The organism is Mesorhizobium sp. WSM4310 (assembly GCF_007003935.1).
Taxonomy (GTDB): Bacteria; Pseudomonadota; Alphaproteobacteria; order Rhizobiales; family Rhizobiaceae; genus Mesorhizobium.
Map to the genome: position 1 here is coordinate 171560 of NZ_VFTA01000005.1, position 19647 is coordinate 191206.

At 62.6% G+C, this 19647-nt stretch carries 20 protein-coding genes and 2 tRNA genes; 13 read left to right on the forward strand and 9 right to left on the reverse strand.

Translation table 11 applies throughout. The features are described from left to right. Positions 1-93: 93 nt before the first annotated feature. The 6 genes from FJV80_RS08530 (at position 94) to FJV80_RS08555 (ending at position 6606) form a co-directional block, all read left to right on the forward strand. Positions 94-1395 carry a M23 family metallopeptidase gene (locus tag FJV80_RS08530; RefSeq protein WP_142876115.1) on the forward strand — a complete coding sequence of 434 codons (1302 nt, stop codon included), beginning with the start codon at positions 94-96 and terminating at the stop codon, positions 1393-1395. A gap of 303 nt (positions 1396-1698) precedes the next feature. Then, complete coding sequence (locus FJV80_RS08535; protein ID WP_095791571.1) at positions 1699-2862, forward strand: ROK family transcriptional regulator; 1164 nt, start codon at positions 1699-1701, stop codon at positions 2860-2862. Then, on the forward strand, positions 2862-3626 hold the full coding sequence (locus FJV80_RS08540; protein WP_095770383.1) for an ATP-binding cassette domain-containing protein: 765 nt from the start codon (positions 2862-2864) through the stop codon (positions 3624-3626). The genes FJV80_RS08535 and FJV80_RS08540 overlap by 1 nt, the downstream gene beginning before the upstream one ends. 40 nt (positions 3627-3666) lie before the next feature. Then, on the forward strand, positions 3667-4707 hold the full coding sequence (locus FJV80_RS08545) for a sugar ABC transporter substrate-binding protein (protein WP_095770384.1): 1041 nt from the start codon (positions 3667-3669) through the stop codon (positions 4705-4707). Positions 4708-4826: 119 nt separating this feature from the next. After that, entirely contained in the window at positions 4827-5822 is a 996-nt protein-coding gene (locus FJV80_RS08550) for an ABC transporter permease (RefSeq protein ID WP_095770890.1), read from the forward strand. Positions 5823-5835: 13 nt separating this feature from the next. Continuing rightward, positions 5836-6606: an SDR family oxidoreductase gene (locus FJV80_RS08555; protein WP_142876116.1), complete on the forward strand. Its 771-nt coding sequence runs from the start codon at positions 5836-5838 to the stop codon at positions 6604-6606. A 225-nt stretch (positions 6607-6831) separates the two neighbouring features. Here the strand turns inward: FJV80_RS08555 and FJV80_RS08560 are convergent, their stop codons facing one another. Then, entirely contained in the window at positions 6832-7368 is a 537-nt protein-coding gene (locus FJV80_RS08560; protein ID WP_095770891.1) for an inorganic diphosphatase, read from the reverse strand. Here FJV80_RS08560 and FJV80_RS08565 point away from each other — a divergent pair. Beyond that, positions 7367-7708 (forward strand): hypothetical protein, encoded by a 342-nt coding sequence (locus FJV80_RS08565; protein ID WP_142876117.1) that lies wholly within the window; start codon positions 7367-7369, stop codon positions 7706-7708. The genes FJV80_RS08560 and FJV80_RS08565 overlap by 2 nt on opposite strands. Positions 7709-7850: 142 nt before the next feature. Here FJV80_RS08565 and FJV80_RS08570 read toward each other — a convergent pair whose 3' ends face one another. Together FJV80_RS08570 and FJV80_RS08575 are read right to left on the reverse strand one after the other, a co-directional pair. Beyond that, a complete protein-coding gene (locus tag FJV80_RS08570) occupies positions 7851-8054 on the reverse strand; it encodes a hypothetical protein (RefSeq protein WP_142876118.1) in 204 nt (67 codons plus the stop codon). A gap of 200 nt (positions 8055-8254) precedes the next feature. Then, a tRNA-Val gene (locus tag FJV80_RS08575) sits at positions 8255-8330 on the reverse strand. 217 nt (positions 8331-8547) lie between these two features. Between FJV80_RS08575 and FJV80_RS08580 the strand changes: the two genes are divergently transcribed. Together FJV80_RS08580 and FJV80_RS08585 are read left to right on the forward strand one after the other, a co-directional pair. Continuing rightward, positions 8548-8624: transfer RNA gene (locus FJV80_RS08580), tRNA-Asp, on the forward strand. Positions 8625-9023: 399 nt separating this feature from the next. Continuing rightward, on the forward strand, positions 9024-9515 hold the full coding sequence (locus FJV80_RS08585) for a hypothetical protein (RefSeq protein ID WP_245317952.1): 492 nt from the start codon (positions 9024-9026) through the stop codon (positions 9513-9515). A gap of 170 nt (positions 9516-9685) precedes the next feature. On the opposite strand, the gene rbsK is transcribed toward FJV80_RS08585, so the two are convergent. Genes rbsK through ugpC form a run of 3 tightly spaced genes read right to left on the reverse strand, consistent with a single transcriptional unit; the run spans position 9686 to position 12155 of the window. Then, positions 9686-10615 carry a ribokinase gene (gene rbsK / locus FJV80_RS08590; protein ID WP_095791574.1) on the reverse strand — a complete coding sequence of 310 codons (930 nt, stop codon included), beginning with the start codon at positions 10613-10615 and terminating at the stop codon, positions 9686-9688. 4 nt (positions 10616-10619) lie between these two features. Next, complete coding sequence (locus FJV80_RS08595) at positions 10620-11072, reverse strand: RbsD/FucU family protein (RefSeq protein ID WP_010915661.1); 453 nt, start codon at positions 11070-11072, stop codon at positions 10620-10622. Positions 11073-11099: 27 nt separating this feature from the next. Further along, the gene (gene ugpC / locus FJV80_RS08600; protein ID WP_095770391.1) at positions 11100-12155 is read right to left on the reverse strand and encodes a sn-glycerol-3-phosphate ABC transporter ATP-binding protein UgpC; all 1056 of its coding nucleotides are present in this window, start codon (positions 12153-12155) and stop codon (positions 11100-11102) included. A 289-nt stretch (positions 12156-12444) separates the two neighbouring features. Between ugpC and FJV80_RS08605 the strand changes: the two genes are divergently transcribed. The 3 genes from FJV80_RS08605 to FJV80_RS08615 all read left to right on the forward strand — a co-directional run bounded on the left by FJV80_RS08605 (position 12445) and on the right by FJV80_RS08615 (position 16261). Continuing rightward, entirely contained in the window at positions 12445-14112 is a 1668-nt protein-coding gene (locus FJV80_RS08605; protein WP_095770392.1) for a sugar ABC transporter substrate-binding protein, read from the forward strand. 89 nt (positions 14113-14201) lie between these two features. After that, positions 14202-15332: a sugar ABC transporter permease gene (locus FJV80_RS08610; protein ID WP_142876119.1), complete on the forward strand. Its 1131-nt coding sequence runs from the start codon at positions 14202-14204 to the stop codon at positions 15330-15332. 11 nt (positions 15333-15343) lie between these two features. Continuing rightward, complete coding sequence (locus tag FJV80_RS08615) at positions 15344-16261, forward strand: carbohydrate ABC transporter permease (RefSeq protein ID WP_010915657.1); 918 nt, start codon at positions 15344-15346, stop codon at positions 16259-16261. A gap of 214 nt (positions 16262-16475) precedes the next feature. Here FJV80_RS08615 and FJV80_RS08620 read toward each other — a convergent pair whose 3' ends face one another. Together FJV80_RS08620 and FJV80_RS08625 are read right to left on the reverse strand one after the other, a co-directional pair. Beyond that, entirely contained in the window at positions 16476-17219 is a 744-nt protein-coding gene (locus FJV80_RS08620; protein ID WP_142876120.1) for a creatininase family protein, read from the reverse strand. Between the two features lie 3 nt (positions 17220-17222). After that, positions 17223-17849, reverse strand: coding sequence for an SIS domain-containing protein (locus FJV80_RS08625; protein ID WP_246688931.1), 627 nt, complete (start codon positions 17847-17849; stop codon positions 17223-17225). 120 nt (positions 17850-17969) lie between these two features. On the opposite strand from FJV80_RS08625, the gene FJV80_RS08630 reads away from it, so the two are divergent. Then, positions 17970-18992, forward strand: a complete 1023-nt coding sequence (locus FJV80_RS08630; protein WP_095770396.1) for an aldo/keto reductase — start codon at positions 17970-17972, stop codon at positions 18990-18992. 199 nt (positions 18993-19191) lie between these two features. Here the strand turns inward: FJV80_RS08630 and FJV80_RS08635 are convergent, their stop codons facing one another. Then, complete coding sequence (locus FJV80_RS08635) at positions 19192-19464, reverse strand: HU family DNA-binding protein (protein WP_006201846.1); 273 nt, start codon at positions 19462-19464, stop codon at positions 19192-19194. Positions 19465-19647 lie beyond the last annotated feature (183 nt).

Sequence of the window (19647 nt, forward strand, 5' to 3'; positions counted from 1 at the left end):
TTCGGCGTCGGGCGATCGATCCGGCAAGCCTTTGTTAACCCTAATAATGTGTAATCCAAGTTGTCGTGGTGTCGTAAACGAAAGCTTGGTCCCGTGAACGCAACCGGTCAGTCCGCAGTCTTCGGCAGGCGCAAGGAACCCCACACGGTCATCATCGCCCGCGGCAACGAGATCAGGCATTTCACGATCCGGCCTTGGCTCGCGGCATTCATCGGCTCAGCACTCGCCGCCATTGCCATCGGCTACCTCCTGGCCACCTCCTATCTCGTGCTGCGCGACGACCTGATCGGCGCCACCACCGCGCGCCAGGCGCGCATGCAGCAGGCCTACGAAGACCGCATCTCGGCGCTCCGCGCCCAGGTCGACCGCATCACCAGCCGCCAGTTGCTCGACCAGCAGTTGATGGAAAACAAGGTCAGCGAACTGATTGAACGCCAGACACAGCTCAGCCAGCGCCATGGCCGTCTCGGACCATTGCTCGAGCGCGCCGAGAACGAGGTGGGAGCAGCGCCCGCCGAGGATCCCGCGGCCGCCAAACCGGACAAGCACGCCGAGGTGACTGGCAGCATCAGCCAGCCCGCGCGGAATTACGCGGTCGCGAGCCTTGGCGCCGACCTGGGTGCTGCCGATGCCAGGCCGTTCTCCTTGTGGTCGACCCGCACCGATCCGCTGCCCAGCGATACAGCCGCCGATCGTGCCGACAAGCTGTTCGTCTCGATCAACCAGTCGCTGAAATCCATCGAGAACGAACAACTCACCCGCATCAGCACGCTTGCCGACAATGCCTACAAGAGCGCCGATGCCATCCAGGAGGCGCTGCAGGCGGCCGGACTGCCGGTCGACAGCGATTTCGGCAAGAACGAAAGCGATATCGGCGGCCCGCTGATCCCACTCGACAGTTCGATGATCTTCGACAGCAAGGTCAAGGAACTGGACGAAGCCCTGGACACGCTCGACCAGTTGAAGAAGGAAGCGCGCCAGCTGCCGCTTGCCAACCCCGCCCCCGGCCACTCCGTCACCAGCCCGTTCGGCGTGCGCACCGATCCCATCCTCGGCACAGCAGCATTGCATTCGGGCATGGATTTCAGGGCGCCCATCGGCACGGCGGCCAAGGTCACGGCGCCCGGCATCGTCACCAAGGCCGGCTGGAACGGCGGCTATGGCCGCATGGTGGAGGTCGACCACGGCAATGGCTTTGCGACCCGCTACGGGCATCTCAGCGAAATCGACGTGACCGTGGGCGAGAAGCTGGACGCGGGCGCCATCATCGGCAAGACCGGCAGCAGCGGCCGCTCGACGGGTCCGCATCTGCACTATGAAGTGCGCCACAATGGCGAAGCGATCGATCCCTTGCGCTTCCTCACCGTCGGCAAGAAGGTGGCCCAGTACCTCTGAGGCGCGCCAGTCCTGACCTGATTGGCACCCAATAGCTCTCGAATAGATCTTCCTGCTTTGATTTCCAGGTGAGCGATCGCCATCCGTGCGGGGCTTTCGGACGCCTGTTTCGCCTTTCTTGCCCCCAGCAGACGCATCATCCCCACGCGCCGGCAAGGCGACTGGTCCACGGCCTTAGGCCAGTCTAGGCCCGGTGCGGCTTGCAGCCTTCCTGGGCGTGATGTTGCTCTCGAATTATTTTTGAATTCCATTTGACTGAATAAATCTTTGGTGCGAACCTTGCGTCAATCGGGAGCGCAAGGCATGGCATTGCGGGGGACCAATCAAGAGTTCGGGCGGCCATACAACCGGCGCATCGTGCTCGAATCCATCCGCCTGCATGGGCCGATCGCCCGCGGCGAAATCGCCAGCCGCGTCGGGCTGACCGTCCAGACCGTATCGACCATCGTTCGCGAACTGGAAGAACAGGGCTACATCCTCTCCCTGCGCGAGGAGCCCAGGGGGCGCGGCCTGCCGCCGGCGACGCTGCGCATCAATCCCGAGGGCGGCTATGCCGTCGGCATCCATATCACCCCACTCGGTATCGATGCCGCTTTGATCAATCTGAGCGGCGACGTGATCGAGAGCATTTACCGCAAGGCCCCGAGCGCGACGCCCGACCATGCCTTCGAGCTGATCGGTGCGATGGTGATTGAATTGACCGGATTACGGGCCGGCGGACGGGTGCTTGGGGTCGGCCTGGCCCTGCCCGGACCGTTCGGCGTCGAATCCATGAGCTTCGTAGGCCCGACGACCATGACCGGCTGGAAGGATGTAGCGCTGCGCGAGCGGCTGGCAGCCTCGACCGGACTGCCGGCCTTCTTCGAAACCGATATGGTTGCGGCGGCCATGGGCGAGCGGCTCTACGGCCTCGGCGCTCAATTCTCCGACTATTACTATCTCTATTTCGGTGTTGGCCTCGGCGGCGTGATGGTTCATGACGGTTCCGTGCAGCGCGGCGCCTGGGGCAATGCCGGCGAGGTCGGACACATCCCTGTCGTTCCGGGCGGCGAGGCATGTCCCTGCGGCAACCGGGGTTGCCTCGAAAGATACCTCTCGCTCGAGGCGCTTCGGCGCTGGAACGGCACGGAGACCGACTGGGTCGCGGAAGTCGCGCCGATCTTTCACAATGCCGTCGCCGTCATCGAGAACCTCTTCGACCCCGAAACGGTCATCCTCGGCGGGCTGGCGTCCACCGACCTGCTCGAACGGCTGGCCGGGTCGACCGGCGGCCTGCACAACTCCGTCTCGGCGCGCAAGGACCGCATCGCGCCCCGGCTGATGGTCGCACGCGGCGGGCAACATTCGGTGTTGCGCGGCGCCGCCGCGCTTGCGGTCTCGGGAGTGCTGTCGCCGCGCTTCGGCCAGATGTTCGCCGCCGAGCGCGAGCGCGGCCGCGATCCTCTGACGGCCAAGGAGGTTGCCTGATGAGCGAACCGCTGCTGGTGCTCGACAACGTCACCAAGAACTATGGCGCGATCGAAGCGCTGAAGGGGATCAGCTTCTCCATCGGCAAGGGCGAGGTCGTGGCGTTGCTGGGTGACAACGGCGCCGGCAAATCCACGCTGGTCAAGATCATATCAGGCGGACTGGAGCCGACCTCGGGCCGCATGCTGTTCGAAGGCAAGGAGTTTCTCGCGAGGTCGCCGGCCGAGGCCAAGGCGGCGGGCATCGAAACCGTCTACCAAGACCTGTCGCTCTGCACCAATGTCGACGTGGTGGCGAATTTCTTCATGGGCCGCGAGATCACCAGGAAGGTGCTCGGCATTCCTGTGCTCGACGAGCGCGCCATGGAGGCAGTCGTCTCCAAGGCGCTGGCCAGTGCCGGCACCCGCATTCCGTCGCTGCGCACCAATGTCGAGCATCTCTCGGGCGGCCAGCGGCAAGCCATCGAACTCAACCGTTTTGTCCACTGGGGCGGCAAGCTGGTGCTGCTCGACGAGCCTTTCGCGGCGCTGGGCGTCGAGCAGACGCGGCGAGGTCTCGACATGATCCGCCAGGTGGCGAGCCAGGGCATCGGCGTCGTCATCATCACCCACATCATGCAGCAAGCTTTTCAGGTCGCCGACCGGATCGTGGTGATCCGGCAAGGCGTCGTGGCGGGCGATGTCGCCAGAAACAAAACAAGTCCCGATGCGGTGATCAACATGATCACCGGGGAGACGCTTGCCGGTGCCGGACCGGCGAGCTGAGGGACACAAAGAGGGGTCCGGCTCAACAGGAGCGAACGACATGAAGCGAATACTTCTTGCTGTCTTCGGTATCCTGGCACTGGCCGTTGCCACGCTCACGCCGGCATTCGCCCAGTCCAAGGGGACCGTCTACTATCTGGTGCCGACATTGCTCGATGAATTCCAGACCGGCTCGGTCACCGCGCTGGAGCTGTTCCTGAAGCAGGTCGGCTACGACATAAAGACGCTGAACGCCGACAACAAGACCGACGCGCAGCAGTCGCAGATGAACGACGTCATCGCGCTGAAGCCGGCGGCGATCATCCTGGCGGCGGTCGATTTCAATGCGTTGAAGCCGTCGATAGAGGCCGCGCGCGCCGCCGGCATCCCGGTGGTCGAGTTCGACCGCCAGATCACCTCGACGCCTTCCGACTTCACCTCGGTGGCGGGTACGGTCGAGATCGGCCATATCGCCGCGGACCAGGCCGAAAAACTGCTGAAAGCCAAGAACGGCTCCGTGAAGGGCAAGGTGCTGCAGGTGCTCGGCGATCCCGGCGATCCCTATACGCTCGACATCCAGAAGGGTTTCGAGGAGAAGATGAAGGCGTTCCCGGACGTCAAGATCATCTCGCTGCCGGCCATGCAGTGGGAGGCCAGCAATGCCGGCACCATCGTCGCCGACCAGATGCTGGCAAACCCCGACATCGACCTGATCTTCAGCCATGCCGCGCATCTCTCGGTCGCCGCCGTCGCCTCGCTCGAGGCCGCCGGCAAGAAGCCGGGCGACGTCATGCTGATGAGCTCGAACGGCGCTCCGGTCGGCCTCGACCTGATCCGAAAGGGCTGGCTCAATGTCGAAGTCGAACAGCCGCTCTACGCACAGGCCGCGGCCGTCGCCATGTTCATGGACAAGGTCGTCAAGAAGCAGGAGATCAAGCCCGGCGACTATGACGTGCTTGGCCTGAAGTCGGTCGTGACCAAGGAAGCTTGGGGTCCGAACATCAAGATCCCGGGTGCGGCCATCACCAAGGAAAACGTCGACAATCCGGCCTTCTGGGGCAACCAGAAGCCGCCGACGGACACCGTCAAATCGGTCGAATAGACCGTCGCGCAAGCCGCTCCGGGCCACTCAGGCCCGGAGCCACTCCGCCGCAATTCCAATCCGCGCAAGATCGTCACCGAAATCGAATTTTCGGGGTCATGCGCCAGCCGGATCAGTCCATGACCCTCCGCACCCGCCAAGCCCTGGAGTTCGCCCTCGACAACCTCGTCTGGTTCATGCTGGTCTTCGTGCTGGTGGTCTTTTCCATCTTCATCCCGAACTATTTCCAGCTCGGCATCTTCGCCAACATCATCGAGGCATCGAGCGTACTCGGGGTCATGTCGATCGGCCTGGCGCTGGTCATCATCGCCGGCCACATGGATCTGTCGGTCGAATCCGTCGCCGCACTCAGCGCCATGGCGGTCGGCATCCTGTTCTGCTCGTCGGGCATCGGCCTTGGCGTTCAACTGCATCCCGAATGGCTGATGGTCCCGGTATCGCTGCTGCTGGCGCTGACGGTGGGCGGCCTGATCGGCGCCTTCAACGGGTTTCTGGTCGTCAGGGTCAAGATGAGCGCCTTCATCATCACACTGGCGTCCTACATCTGGGTGCGCGGCCTGGTGCTGGTGATTTCGGGCGGCCGCTCGGCGCAGGATCTTGCACCGGCGATCCGCTGGTTCGGCATCCAGCGGCTGATCGGCCTGCCGCTCACCGCCTGGATCGCCATCGCCTGCTTCGTCGTCTTCTCGCTGATCATGGCCAAGACACCGTTTGGCAGGCACCTGGTGATGATCGGCGGCAACGAGACAGCAACGTTCCGGGCCGGTATCCGGGTGAACCGCAACCTCATCATCGCCTTCGTGCTTGCCGGCGCCATTGCCGGCCTTGCCGGCTGGCTGCTGGCCATCCGCACCTCGGGCGCCACCGCAAATCTCGGCGTCGGCCTTCTGTTCAACGCCTTTGCCGCGGTCGTCATCGGCGGTGTCAGCCTGAAGGGCGGTGTCGGCACCCTGCCCGGCGTCTACGCCGGCGTGCTTCTGCTCTCGGCCATCAACACGGCGATCAATCTCATGGGGCTACCGGCCAATTTCACCCAGGTCATCCACGGACTGCTGGTGCTGGCGGCCGTGCTGCTCGACGCATTCAAGCAAACCATTCGCCAGAGACTGGCATGACAGGACCGCTCGCATGACTGGACGATTGAAAGACAAGGTGGCGCTGATCATCGGCACCGCGCGCGGCATCGGCAAGGGCATCGCACTGCGCTTTGCCGAAGAAGGCGCAAGGCTGGTGGTGGCCGACAGCGAGGCTGAGTCCGGGCAAGCGACCGCGGATGAACTCGGCGTCCCCTTCATCGGCACCGACATTTCGCAAATGCGCGACGCCGAGGCCGCGGTGGCATTGGCGCTGAAGCAATACGGCCGCCTCGACATCATCGTGCAGAATGCCGGGATCTATCCCTGGCAATTGATCGAGAACACCAGCACCGACGACTGGGATCGGGTGATGGCCGTCAATCTGCGCGGCACCTTCAATGCCACCCGCGCAGCCCTGGTGCCGATGAAGGCGCAGCGCTCCGGACGCATGCTCTACACCTCCTCCATCACCGGGCCGCATGTCACCAGCCCCGGACACGGCCATTATTCGGCGACAAAGGCAGGCATCAACGGCTTCATCCGGGCAGCGGCGCTGGAATTCTCCGGCTACGGCATTACCGTCAACGGTGTCGAACCCGGCAACATCCTGACCGAAGCCATCCAGCAGCATCGCGGCGCCGCCTATATCAAGAACATGGAGGATTCGATCCCGCTCGGCCGGCTCGGCAGTCCGCGCGATGTCGCCAATGCCTTCCTGTTCCTTGCCTCGGACGACGCCAGCTACATCACCGGCACGACCATTGTCGTCGATGGCGGGCAATTGCTGCCCGAGGGCAAGGATTTCCGGATGGTGCCGCCTTGAGAACTCAGGTCTTTCGGGCGACGCGGAGAGATCAACTCAGAGGAGGCGTCAGCACGCTCGCCCGTTGTGGCCCGCCTCCTCGGATCCATGAAAAACCCGCCACGGGGGCGACCCGCGACGGGCTTTTGGAGTGGCTACATCCCGGGGGGAATCGACCGCTGATAGTATTGTGTACCGCGTGACCATTTCAGCCTATGGTGTGATCGCGGAAGACGGGGCCAGCCATCACCTGTTATTGCGCCGAAAAGCCCTCGCACCCTTGCCGAGCGACCTGGCAGCCTCGTCGGCGTCCTGCCAGCCTTTCAGCTTGATCGTCTTGCCCGTGCCCAGCACGGAGGACAAAAAGAACTGCTCGATCTCCCGGCGCAAATCCTGCGGCAAATGGTCGGCAGCGACGGGCTTGTCCGGCGCATCCTCCTTACGCGGGCAGAAAATATAACGATCGTTGCGGATGACCGCCCCATCAGGGTCTTTCTGCTTCACCCGCAATGCACCGAGCAGATCGCATTTGATGACCACGCCGGGTGCTGTCGCGGCCTGGTGGATCACCATCCCGTCGAGCGGATCACCATCCTCCCCGACGGTGGAAGGTACGAACCCCCAATCATAAGGGTATGTGTTGCCGATCGGCAGCGGCCTTGAATATTGAAAGACGCCCGTCTTGGGGTCGTAGGCGAGCTTGGCGGCTGCTCCGCGCGGCGTTTCGACGACAACGCGAAACAGCTTCCGCGACTTCGCAGGGAGTTTCAGGAAGTTTGTCATGGCTTGTGCATCCAGTGCCCAGATCGCAGTAGCACGCGCGAACAGGCAAAAGGTTCCCGCGTGGCCAACCGACGAACGGAACCTGGCGCCGATACAGATGTTCAACATAGGCGTTGAAGGGGAGAGTGCGATGGCTAAGGTTTCGCCGCATACGCTGAAAGGTATCGGCTATGTGGTCTCGATGGTAAGCGTCATTTTGCTGGCGGTGGTCAGCTGGAAAAGTGCCTCGCAAGACCCGCTGCTTGCGGCATGCCTGTTTGGCGGCGCCGCCACATCGATCGCGGGCATGTGCTGCCGCTGGACATCCTATGCTATCGAAAAGCGGCGGAACAAAATGTAGCGCCCCGGCCTTGTTCAGTCGATCTCGCGGGCAGCCTTGCCCCTGGTGGCACGCCGCACAAAACAAGGCCACTGAAATGGCTGATCAGGCGCGCCGATACGCAAACAGCATCCTGCCCAAGCTGCGCAGCCGAGCTTGGCCTTCACTCCATAACGATATCAAGCAAAGCCGCCTTCTTCGTGACGAGGGCTTTCAGATCCGCGTCAGAACGGTCGGTTCTCGTTCTCTGACGAAGCACTTCGACAAATTCGGCCATCGATAGAAAGGCACGGGGGTCATGCTCCGTGAGCATCGTATCGACCGCCTTGGCCACGTCGACGGTATCCGGTCCAACTGTCGTCTTCATTTGCCACCTCCGCGCAAGGTCGCCTTAGCGGTCAAGAAACTTCGAAGCCCCTGCTAACGTTCCCATCGGCGAAATCGCAACCTGCGAAAAGCCTGTTTACGGGAAGACGGCAGGGTCGGGAGGACGGGCGGAAGACCGCATGCATGGGAATTGAAAACGCACCTGGAAGGGCCAAATCGCATTTTCAAGACGACGCGGGATGGTGGGCGATGACGGGCTCGAACCGCCGACATCTTCGGTGTAAACGAAGCGCTCTACCAACTGAGCTAATCGCCCGCTCCGGCGCGGACCTTTAAGCGGTCGGGACCGGCTTCGCAAGGCCAAATGAACAGGTGACGCCCTGTCCGCAGGCCCGATTTGCGAACAAAACGCCGGCTGTCAAAAAACCTTCTCCAGTTTGTTGTTATGATGGTTTGGTGCGCTTGACACCCGGTGGCGAACCCCTTATCCAGCGCCCCAACGACGAACACGGCTGACACGTGCTCGTCAATGCGCGGGTGTAGCTCAGTTGGTTAGAGTGCCGGCCTGTCACGCCGGAGGTCGCGGGTTCGAGCCCCGTCACTCGCGCCATTTCCCTCAAGGATCGCAATCCTTGGCACAGGGAAATGCCGACATGAATTGTCAGAATCCACTTTCAGAAATGAAGTGCCAAGACGCGGGCTTTTGCGCCCTGCCGCTGTCGATGATCATTCGTCGCCGCCGCGCGAATCGTTGGCGGCAGACTGTTTCGCAGCCGGCTTCAAAAATTCAGCCACGCCCGCGCGGCAATCTGGCAAACGCGACGCCACTCCAATAGGCTGAAAAGCAGCTCCTGGAACGACTCGGGCTTGAGCCGCGTTTGACGTTGTGAATCCCACTTGCGGATTTGCCCACAAAGCGCTGGATTCATTTCGCAGGTAGCGGAGTTGCACTAGTAGGCTGCCTGAACGGCATGGAGGACTTATCGTGTCAATCGCACCAAACATTCCTATGCGCACATTATTCACGCTCATGTACCTGGGCGGCGCGGCGACGGTCGCTACCGCCCTTTTCCCGGCGACCGCGTCGGCCGACCGGTTGCAGCAATGCGCGCGCGAGGGCGGGCTCTGCCGTCTGCCGTACCCCGCCGAAGTGGTCTACGGCGCCCGGGGCCGCACGACCTCGCGCTATTTCGAGCGAGACGCGGTGCCGTGTTCAAATCGCGTTTTTGGCGACCCGGCGCCGGGCATCCCAAAGTCGTGTTTCATCGTGATGCGCGGCCGAGACCAGTCGGATGACAATTACGACGAACCCCGCCGCGAGAGATGGGCAGCCTGTGCCGATGAAGGCGATTACTGCGATTTCTATGGCCGCAAGGTGGTCAGGTACGGGGCACGCGGCCAATTCACGCAGGACGTGTTCCGCAACGGCGTCCAATGCGACAATGATACGTTCGGCGATCCCGCTCCCGGTCGCGAAAAGCGCTGCTACGTCAGGCAATAGCTGATCGGGCTATCGCTGGATGGACATCCAGGGCAGTTTGTCGTTTCACGGACGCGGCGAACTGCCCTGACTCTTTGTTTTGGCGCAATTCCCAGGGGAAAGCGCTACGCACTTTTCATGGGATTGCCCGGGGATTGGAACAGCCTGATGGTCCGGCTGGCCCGCGTGCCTCACCCCTTCGCCAGCAGTGCCTCGACCTCTTGCAGCGTCGGCATCGACGGCGCGGTGCCGGGTCGCGTCACCGAGATGCCGGCGACAGCGCAGGCGAAGCGCACCGCCTGCAGCGGGTCCACGCCTCGCGACAGCGCCGCGGCGAAGCCGCCGTTGAAGGCGTCGCCCGCGCCGGTGGTTTCGACCACCGGCCCGGCGCTGATGGCGGGGACATGCTCGGAGCGTCCCTTCGAGTGCAGAAGCGCGCCCTTGTCGCCGAGCGTGACGATGACCGTGCCGACGCCCTTTTCGAGCAGCTTGCCGGCAGCGGCCCGCGCCTCATCGACCGAAGAAACCTTCAGTCCGGTCAATTCCTCCGTCTCGGTCTCGTTCGGCGTGAGATAGTCGCAGAGCGCGTAGATTCGGTCGGGAAGCTTTGCCGCGGGAGCAGGGTTCAAGATGGTCGTCACCCCTGCCCCGCGCGCGATCTCCAGCGCCCGCATCGCGGCATCGATCGGCTGTTCGAGCTGGGTTACGAAGACGCCGGCACCACGAATCAAGGCGGCATTGGCCTCGATATCGGCCGGCGAGATCAGCATGGCCGCACCCGGGCTGACGATGATGGCGTTGTTGCCGCTGCCCTCCTCGACGAAGATGTAGGCAGCGCCCGTATAGCTGTCCGGCGTGTCGATGACGGCGCTTTTCACGCCGCCATCCTGCCAGGTCCGCTTGGCCATGTCGGCAAAGGCATCCACGCCAAGGCGGGTCAGGAAAGTGGTGTCGGCGCCGAGCTTGCCTGCGGCCACCGCCTGATTCGATCCCTTGCCGCCCGGGCCCAGCTTGAACGAATTGCCGAGGATAGTCTCGCCCATGCGCGGCTGGCGATCGGCGCGATAGGCGGTATCGGCGACGAAGACGCCCAATATGACGACAGGCTTTACGGCTGCCATATCACTACTCCGCATCCGGCGGTATGACGCCCTTGCGGAAGGCGAAGCAACCGTAAAAACGGCGTTCGCCGGTCTGGATGACGCAATAGGCCTGCTTGGCACGCTCGTAGAAGGCGTAGCGCTCGACCGGCAGCATCGGCCAGGACTTGCCCTCGGCGGCGTCGATTTCCTTTTGCACTTCCTTCTGCACGGACGGAATCTCGTCCGGCTTGCCGACGATTTCCATGCGCGCGGCCGCGTCGTCGACGAACGTATCCAGCGGATAAAGCGACAGCACTGCCTTCACCACTTCCGCGGCCGACGCATCGATGCGCAGCAGCCGGCCGAGTGCCGTCTGGCGCGCCACCGAATCGGAGGGGAAGTTGGTGTCGGCGATGATCAGGTCATCGCCATGGCCCATCGCCCGCAATGCCTGGAGCACGTCGGCATTGAGCAGCGGATTGATGCCTTTGAGCATGATGGTCCTCGTGAAGTCCGTTTGAGATCAGAGACGCTTGCCGGTCTCGGCATCGAAAAGATGAATCTGGTCGAGCCTGGGCTTCAGGGTCAGCGTGTCGCCGGGCTTGAAGTCGTGGCGCTCGCGAAACAGCGCCACCATCTCGCGGTCGCCAAAGCGCAGGAACACAAGCGTTTCCGAGCCGGTCGGTTCGACCACCGAAATCTTCGCCGGCACGCCATCGGGATGAATTTCCAGATGCTCCGGGCGCACGCCATAGACGACGGCCTGCCCGTCCTGCGCGGCATTGTCGGCAATCGGAAACAATGTGCCTGATATGTCGACGCCGGGCTTGCCGCCCTTGCGCACAACACCCTTGAGCAGGTTCATCGACGGCGAGCCGATGAAGCCGGCGACGAAGAGATTGGCCGGCCGGTCGAACAGCTCCAGCGGCGCGCCGACCTGCTCGATGCGTCCGTCGCGCATGACGACGATCTTGTCGGCCATGGTCATGGCCTCGATCTGGTCGTGGGTGACGTAGATCGTGGTGGTCTTCAGCCGCTGGTGCAATTCCTTGATCTCGGTGCGCATCTGCACGCGCAGCTTGGCGTCGAGGTTCGAGAGCGGCTCATCGAACAGGAACACCTGCGGATTGCGTACGATGGCGCGGCCCATCGCGACGCGCTGGCGCTGGCCGCCGGAGAGCTGCCGGGGATAGCGCTTCAGATAGGGGTTGAGGTCGAGGATGTCGGCAGCGCGCTTGACCCGCTCGGCGACCACGGCCGGATCGGTTTTCCGCAGCTTGAGGGCAAAGGCCATGTTCTGCTCGACCGTCTTGTGCGGGTAGAGCGCGTAGTTCTGGAACACCATGGCGATGTCGCGCTTTGCCGGCGGCAGATGGTTGACGACGCGGTCGCCGATGGCGATCGTGCCGCCGGAAACGGTCTCCAGCCCGGCCACCATCCTGAGCAGCGTGGACTTGCCGCAACCCGAGGGGCCGACCAGCACCACGAACTGTCCGTCAGCGATGTCGACGCTGACTTCGTGCAGAACCTTGACGGTTCCAAACGCCTTGGCCACCTTGCTGATCGCGACTTGAGCCATCTCTCCCCCATCGGCTCCAACTGGCCGTAGGCGCAGAAGCTAACCAACACGCCCTGTCAGGGCAAGTCGGTCTCTTGTAGACAAAACCGTTCTCGTTGACACGGCGTTTGGTTGCGAGAATAGTGGCAGGCGCTGGTCTAAATGTCGTTACCTGATCCGCAATCGGAACCTAAAATCGACGCAGGGTGGGGTCCTGCCTAATTCGTTTCCGAGCCGGGAGAATCGTTGGCGCTCCAACGTCCGACAGGTTGGCCACATCCATCACACCGATGTTTTGGGAGGAATTGCGATGAGAACAGGTCTTTACGAGAAACTGGTTCGTGCCGGCGCCACCAGGCGCGATATATTGAAGGGTGCGGCCAGCATGGCCGCGATCGCGGCGGCATCCGGCGCAGGGCTCGGCGCCTTGACGCGTCCGGCGTCCGCCGCAAGCGAACTGCGGTCGAAGATCCTGCAGATTCCCGGCGTTGGCAAAGGTCAGCCGACGGATGCCGATTTCCAGAAGGTCGGCGAACTCTGCCTCGAGGCGACCAAGGCCAATGTCAAGGAAGGCGAATTCGCCGGCGTCGAGCTGACCTTCATGGGCCTCAACAACCAGAACCTGCACAATGTGCTGTTCCGCGGCTTCCTGAAGCCGTGGGAGGCCTATACCGGCGCCAAGATCAGCTGGATCGACCTGGCGCAGGCCGACTACAACGCCCGGCTGCAGCAATCGATCGCCACCGGCACCGTCGACTTCGACATCATCGAAATGGGCGCGCCCTTCGAAGGCGATGTCTGCGGCAAGGGCCTGACCTCGGAGATGCCCGACTGGGTCAAGAAGCAGATCGATTTCGACGATCTGGTCAACTATCTGAAGCCGCCGGTCGGCACCTGGGACGGCAAGCAGTATCGCGTCACCATCGACGGCGACACGCACAATTTCAACTACCGCACCGACGTGTTCGCCGATGCCGACCTCGCCAAGCAGTGGAAGGATGGCGGCGGTGAAGGCGAATGGGGCGTACCGAAGACCTGGCAGCAGGTGCAGGCCGTCACCAAGTTCCTCAAGGGCAAGAAATTCAAGGGCCAGGACGTTTACGGCTATCTGGACGCGCCCAAGCCATGGGGCGGTTTCGGCTTCTACTTCCTCGGCAGCCGCGCCACCGCCTACGCCAAGCATCCCGACGACAAGGCATGGCTGTTCGACGCCGACACGATGAAGCCGCGCATCAACAATCCGGCCTGGGTGCGCGCCATCCAGGACGTGATCGACGCGCTGCCGTCGGAACCGGCGGACCAGATCAACGCCGACCCGAACACCACAGGCTTCCAGCAGTTCCTGGCCGGCACCGGTTCGATGATCCCCTGGTGGGGCGACATCGGCTCCAACGTCAAGACCAACGATTCGTCGGTCATCGGCGACGTCACCGGCTTCTCGATCCTGCCGGGCTCGGACGATGTGTACAATTCCAAGACCGGCAAATGGGAGAAGCTCGCCAGCGGGCCGAACTATTCGCCGAACTGCGCCTATCTGGGCTGGGGCGTCTATGTCATGGCCCGCGTCGACAAGGACGAGAAGAAGAAAAAGGCGGCATGGTCCGCCGCCGCCCATCTCGGCGGCAAGGACCTGTCGATCTGGACGGCGATGTATCCGTCCGGCTTCCAGCCCTACCGCAATTCGCATTTCGACATTCCGGAATGGGTGGCGGCCGGCTACGACGAGGCCTTCATCACCTCGTATCTGAAGTCGGAAGGCGACAGCTACAACCATCCGAACGCGGCGATCGAGCCGCGCATCCCCGGCATCTTCCAGTATTACAGCGCCGCCGAGGACATTCTCGCCAACACTTTCGCCGGCAAGATGAAGGCACAGGAAGGCGCCGATGCCATCGCCGCCGCTTGGGAAAAGCTCACCGACCAGATCGGTCGCGAAAAGCAGGTCAAGCTCTACAAGGCCTCGCTCGGCCTGGCCTGATCGCAGCGTGAACCCGGGGTCCGGCGACGAAAGCCGCCGGACCCTGTCTTGACCGGCACCGCCGGTCGCGAAGTGCCTACTGCAACTGGATGAGACGCTTGGCTGACCAGATTTTGCCCACCAATGATTGGCCGGCAAACGCCGTCCCATCCGACCTGATACCGCCAGGCCGCAAACGCTTGGGCTGGGCGGTGATGACCGCTGCAACGCTCGGCCTGCTGGCAACGATCCTTGTCCAGATCCTCTACAAGAGCGAGGTCGATACGATCGGCTTCGACACATGGCGTCCCGTGGTCTACGCCTATGTGCTGTGGGGCGTGGCGCTCGGCATCGGCCAGGTGCTGACGCGCGGCGAGGACGGCCAGCGCGCGCTGTTCCTGCTGCCGGCGCTGCTGTTCACCATCGCCATGGTGATCTTCCCGACACTGTTCGGCTTCTACATCGCGCTCACAGACTGGAACCTCTCCTCCTTCAGCGGCCGCAGGTTCAACGGGCTCGACAATTTCTGGCAGATGCTGGGCGATCCCTACTATCGCAACGCGCTGTTCAACATGGTGCTCTACGTGCTCGCCGTGCTGGTCGAATATGTCATAGCCTTCGGGCTGGCGCTGCTGCTCAACGCGCAGATCCGGGCGCGCAAATTCTTTCGCGTCGTCTTCCTGATGCCGCTGATGCTGTCGCCGGTCGCTGTGTCCTGGATGATCGGCAAATCGCTGATGGAGTATCGCTTCGGACCCGCGGCAACACTGGCGCGCCATCTCGGCTGGGACAATCCCGCCTTCTTCTCCGATCCCATCATCGCCCGCATATCGATCATGATACTGGATGCATGGACCTTCATCCCGTTCATGATGATCATGCTGCTCGCCGGCCTGCAGGCGATGTCGCGCGAGGTGCTGGAGGCCGCGCGCGTCGACGGCGCGACTACCTGGCAGACCTTCTGGCAGGTCACCTTCCCGCTGATGTTGCCGGTTTCGGTGACGGCGGTGATCCTGCGCATCATCTTCAAGCTGAAGCTGGCCGACATCATCATCACGGTGACTTCGGGCGGCCCCGGCGGCGCCACCGATTCCGTCTCCAGCTTCATCTATCGCGAATACCGCGACCGCTCCAATGTCGGCTACGGCACCATGCTGGCGATGGCCTATCTGGTCATCATCGTCGTGTTCGTGACCTGGCTGTTGAAACTCGCCAACCGCTTCGTGCGCAACGTCAATTGAGTGGCCGGATCATGAGCGTTCAGACCACCGAATACACCGTCTCCGAAATCCGTTCTCCGGCGAGCTTCATCACCAGCCGCGTCTTCATCTATGGCGCGCTGGTGTTCTGGGCCTTGATCTGCCTGTTTCCGATCTACTGGACGATAACGACCTCGTTCAAATCGGCGGTCGATGTCACGCAAGGCCATCTGATCCCCTTCGTCGACTTCCAGCCGGACTGGAAAGGCTGGCGTTCGCTCGGGCTGTCGCCGGATTCGATCTTCCAGACCTCCACGGTGCGCGATGAGTTCTTCAAGCGCTTCATGAACTCGGTCATCACCTCGGTCGGCGCATCGAGCCTCGCCATCGTCATCGGCAGCCTCGCCGCCTACGGCCTCACGCGCTACCGCTACAAGTTCGCCTGGTTCAAGAACGAGGACATCTCCTTCTTCTTCCTGTCGCAGTTGATCCTGCCGCCGGTGGTGCTCGCCCTGCCCTTCCTGGTGCTGTACCGCGAAGTCGGCCTGCTCGACACGCGCATCGGGCTGGTCCTGCTCTACACGCTGATGGTGCTGCCGATCGTCATCTGGATCATGCGCGACCAGTTCAACTCCATCCCGGTCGAGCTGGAAGAAGCAGCGCTCGTCGACGGCCTGTCGATCTGGGGGGCGTTCTTCCGCATCGTCATGCCGATCGCGCTGCCGGGCATGGTCGCCGCCTTCATCCTGGCGATGGTGCTGTGCTGGAACGAATATTTCTTCGCTGCCCTTCTGACCTCGACCGATGCCAAGACCATTCCTGTCATGGTGGCGAGCCAGACCGGCTCGCAAGGCATCAACTGGTGGTCGATGGCAGCCCTTGCCACCGCCGCGATCGCGCCGCTGGCGGTCATCGGCATCGCGCTGGAACGCTATCTCATCATGGGCATGACGGCGGGAGCCGTGAAGTAGGCCGCCCTGTCTTCCCTTCTCCCCTTGTGGGAGAAGGTGGCCGAGCGAAGCTCGGTCGGATGAGGGGTGTTGGCAGGATCACAACACTGAAGATATAAGCGCTTAAAATCACTCTATATTTTGACGCCGCATTTCGTCCAGCACCCCTCATCCGGCTCGGCGCTGCGCGCCGATCCACCTTCTCCCACAAAAAGGGGGAGAAGGTCGAACCGCGCTAGGCCTTCAGGATAGCGCGCAGGTGATCCATGATCATCGCGACGCCCTTGTTCCCAAGTTCCGCCGATGCATCCTTGGCGCTCGCCGTGTACCAGCCGGTATTGTCGGCGAAGCGGGCGGCGTCGACCGCCTCCGGACACAGCGCCAGCATCAGTGACGTCTCGCCGATGCCGGCATGGTCGAACGGATATTTGCCATTCATGGCGGCCGGCATCAGCGGATGGACCTGCACCCAGTTGAAGAAATTTTCACCGGCGGCATGTCCGGCATAATAGTCGGCCATGTCCTTCGAGCCCCACCAGCCCTCGCCGCGTTGCTTCTCGAGGAAGCGGAAGATCGCCTGGCGGCCGGCGGTCTTGAAGGCGAGGTCGGTCGGCATGCCGGCGGCGAAATTCTCGGTCTGGTGGTGGATGATGGCGTGGATGTTGCGGAAACCGATACGCAGCAGGCTGTAGAACAGTTCCTCGCCGAACGGCGCCAGCTGGTTGCCGCCGACCTGCACCGAGCCGGAACCTTCCGGCGGCGCCACTGCGTAGCTCGCGGCGCCGTAGTAGAAGGGGGGCAGGATGACGACATCCCTCTCCTTCTCGAACAGTTCCAGCGTCTTGATGACGGCCAGCGTATCCATGCCGACGGCCATGTGCTCGCCATGGTACTCGAGCACGCCGAGCGGCAGGGCGGCCGGCCAATTCTCGGCAATCGCCTTGCGGATCTGGTGCGGCAGCATCAGTTCATAGTGCATGATCTATTCCATATTGGTATGGCGGGCACGCATGGCCTGGGGCGAAGCACCGATCAGGGATTTGAGCTTCAGCACCATCACCTCGAACAGCAGGAACAGCGCGCCTTCGAACACCGAGCCCATCGGCAGGACCGAAGTCCTTTGCGGCCCCTGGTCATTGGCCATGGTCTGGGCCGGAATGAGCAGCGTGGCATCGGCCAACCCCGCCGCGCTGCCGCCGGCCTGGGCGGTGAGCAGCAGATTGGTCGCGCCGGCATCGCGCGCGACGCGCATCAAGGTCAGCACCGTCGAGGTTTCTCCCGGTCCCGAACTGGCCAGGAAGACGCCACCAGGCCCCAAGGGCGGCGTGGTCATGTCGCCGACCACCGAGACCGGCAGGCCGAGATGATAGAGCCGCATGGCGAAACCCTTGACCTGCAACGCCTCGCGGCCGCAGCCATAGACGACGATCTGTCTGGCTTCGGCCAGCAGCTTGCAGGCAGCGCCGATCTGGCTGTCATCCACGCGCGCCAGCACGCCGCCGAGTTCGTCGAGCGCGGTCTTGAACAGATTTTCGTCCCGGTCGCTCACGACAAACCCACCCTCGAAATCCTCCTCGGACTTTTTCACGAACACCTTGATTTCATTCATGCTAGCAACCGCGAAAATGCGTGTCCAACGCCGCGCAGCGCTTTTGCCTGGTCGCAGGCATGATAGTGTCATGTCAGATAAATCAGCTCACACAGATCAACCCCGGGAAAATTGCAGGACATGAAGACACGGCATTTCGACCGCATCGGCAATGGCGGCCTCACCTTTACGGAGCTCGGCTTCGGCACGGCACCGCTCGGCAATCTCTACCGCGCCGTTTCGGACGAGGATGCCAAGGCCACGCTCGACGCCGCCTGGGCGACAGGCTGCCGCTACTACGACACCGCGCCGCTCTACGGGCTTGGCCTGTCGGAAACACGCCTCAACCCCTTCCTGCGGGGCAAGAAGCGCGACGACTATGTGCTGTCGAGCAAGGTCGGCCGCCTCATGCGCGCCTGCCCGCCGGAGCAGCGCACGGCCATCGGCAAGTTCTTCGACACGCCATCACGCCAGGAGGTCTACGACTACAGCTATGACGGCGTCATGCGTTCGTTCGAAGCCTCGCTCGAGCGGCTCGGCGTCGACAGGATCGACATACTGTTCGTGCACGATGTCGACATCTTCACCCATGGCAGCAAGGAGGCGTCCGACCGGCGCATCGAAGAATTCATGCGCTCGGGCTACTATGGACTCCTGTCGCTGCGCGACCAGGGCGCGATCAAGGCGTTCGGCGGCGGCATCAACGAATGGCAGGTTGCCCAGACATTGGCCGAGCGCGGCGATTTCGACCTGTTCCTGCTGGCCGGGCGCTACACGCTGCTGGAACAGGAGGCGCTGACATCCTTCCTGCCCCTTTGCCAGAAGCGCGGCATCGGTATCGTCCTTGGCGGCCCTTACAATTCCGGCATCCTGGCGACAGGACCGAAGCCCGGCGCCTACTACAACTATTCCGAGGCGCCGAAGGACATTCTCGAGCGGGTCGCCGGCATCGAGGCTGTCTGCAAACGCCATGGCGTCAGGCTGATCGAGGCGGCGCTGCAGTTTCCGCTGCTGCATCCCTCGGTCGTTTCGGTGATCCCCGGAGGCCAGCGGCCGAGCGAAGTCGAAAGCAACCGGGCACTGCTCGACGCGAAACTGCCGGCAGCGCTGTGGGCCGACCTCAAGAAGGAGGGCTTGATGCGCGACGACGCGCCGACCGCATAGGAGCGTTGCCGCCTCTAATTCGGGCCAAAAAAAGAAAAGCCTGGCAAGCGCGGCTTTTCTGGTCGCGTGTACCGGCGTCGGGCACAAAAAAAGAAAAGCCTGGCAAGCGCGGCTTTTCTGGTCGCGTGTACCGGCATTGGGCACAAAAAATGAAAAGCCGGGCAAGCCCGGCTTTTCTGTCTCTGAAAAGAAAAAACGCTTAGTTGACTGCGTCCTTCAGGCCTTTGCCGGCCGAGAACTTCGGCACGGTGCGCGCCGGGATCTTCACTTCGGCGCCGGTCTGCGGGTTGCGGCCGGTCGAGGCGGCACGCTTTGACACGGTGAAATTGCCAAAGCCGACAAGCCGGACATCGCCGCCCTTCTTCAGTTCGCCGGTGATGACGGAAAATACCGCATCGACCGCCGACTGCGCGTCACCCTTCGAAATGCTCGCGGCGTCGGCGACAGCGGACACCAGTTCGTTCTTGTTCATAAAAATTCCCTTCCATGAGAACACCGGAACTAACGACTCATCCGGCAGGAAACGGACTTTAGAAAGAAGCGTTGCCGCAACCAAGTCGAAAAGCCTGGAAAAAATGGAAAAAAGCCCGGAAATCCGGGGTTTTTCACATGAAAAAGCCGGGCACGAGGCCCGGCTTTCCGTTTGTGCACTGCA

Bases quoted from the DNA above. Each gene is read 5' to 3' on its own strand.
- FJV80_RS08535 (WP_095791571.1), top strand. From the start codon at position 1,699: ATGGCATTGCGGGGGACCAATCAAGAGTTCGGGCGGCCATACAACCGG.
- FJV80_RS08540 (WP_095770383.1), top strand. From the start codon at position 2,862: ATGAGCGAACCGCTGCTGGTGCTCGACAACGTCACCAAGAACTATGGC.
- FJV80_RS08545 (WP_095770384.1), top strand. From the start codon at position 3,667: ATGAAGCGAATACTTCTTGCTGTCTTCGGTATCCTGGCACTGGCCGTT.
- FJV80_RS08550 (WP_095770890.1), top strand. From the start codon at position 4,827: ATGACCCTCCGCACCCGCCAAGCCCTGGAGTTCGCCCTCGACAACCTC.
- FJV80_RS08555 (WP_142876116.1), top strand. From the start codon at position 5,836: ATGACTGGACGATTGAAAGACAAGGTGGCGCTGATCATCGGCACCGCG.
- FJV80_RS08565 (WP_142876117.1), top strand. From the start codon at position 7,367: ATGGCTTGTGCATCCAGTGCCCAGATCGCAGTAGCACGCGCGAACAGG.
- FJV80_RS08560 (WP_095770891.1), bottom strand. From the start codon at position 7,368: ATGACAAACTTCCTGAAACTCCCTGCGAAGTCGCGGAAGCTGTTTCGC.
- FJV80_RS08570 (WP_142876118.1), bottom strand. From the start codon at position 8,054: ATGAAGACGACAGTTGGACCGGATACCGTCGACGTGGCCAAGGCGGTC.
- FJV80_RS08585 (WP_245317952.1), top strand. From the start codon at position 9,024: ATGCGCACATTATTCACGCTCATGTACCTGGGCGGCGCGGCGACGGTC.
- rbsK (WP_095791574.1), bottom strand. From the start codon at position 10,615: ATGGCAGCCGTAAAGCCTGTCGTCATATTGGGCGTCTTCGTCGCCGAT.
- FJV80_RS08595 (WP_010915661.1), bottom strand. From the start codon at position 11,072: ATGCTCAAAGGCATCAATCCGCTGCTCAATGCCGACGTGCTCCAGGCA.
- ugpC (WP_095770391.1), bottom strand. From the start codon at position 12,155: ATGGCTCAAGTCGCGATCAGCAAGGTGGCCAAGGCGTTTGGAACCGTC.
- FJV80_RS08605 (WP_095770392.1), top strand. From the start codon at position 12,445: ATGAGAACAGGTCTTTACGAGAAACTGGTTCGTGCCGGCGCCACCAGG.
- FJV80_RS08610 (WP_142876119.1), top strand. From the start codon at position 14,202: ATGAGACGCTTGGCTGACCAGATTTTGCCCACCAATGATTGGCCGGCA.
- FJV80_RS08615 (WP_010915657.1), top strand. From the start codon at position 15,344: ATGAGCGTTCAGACCACCGAATACACCGTCTCCGAAATCCGTTCTCCG.
- FJV80_RS08620 (WP_142876120.1), bottom strand. From the start codon at position 17,219: ATGCACTATGAACTGATGCTGCCGCACCAGATCCGCAAGGCGATTGCC.
- FJV80_RS08625 (WP_246688931.1), bottom strand. From the start codon at position 17,849: ATGAATGAAATCAAGGTGTTCGTGAAAAAGTCCGAGGAGGATTTCGAG.
- FJV80_RS08630 (WP_095770396.1), top strand. From the start codon at position 17,970: ATGAAGACACGGCATTTCGACCGCATCGGCAATGGCGGCCTCACCTTT.
- FJV80_RS08635 (WP_006201846.1), bottom strand. From the start codon at position 19,464: ATGAACAAGAACGAACTGGTGTCCGCTGTCGCCGACGCCGCGAGCATT.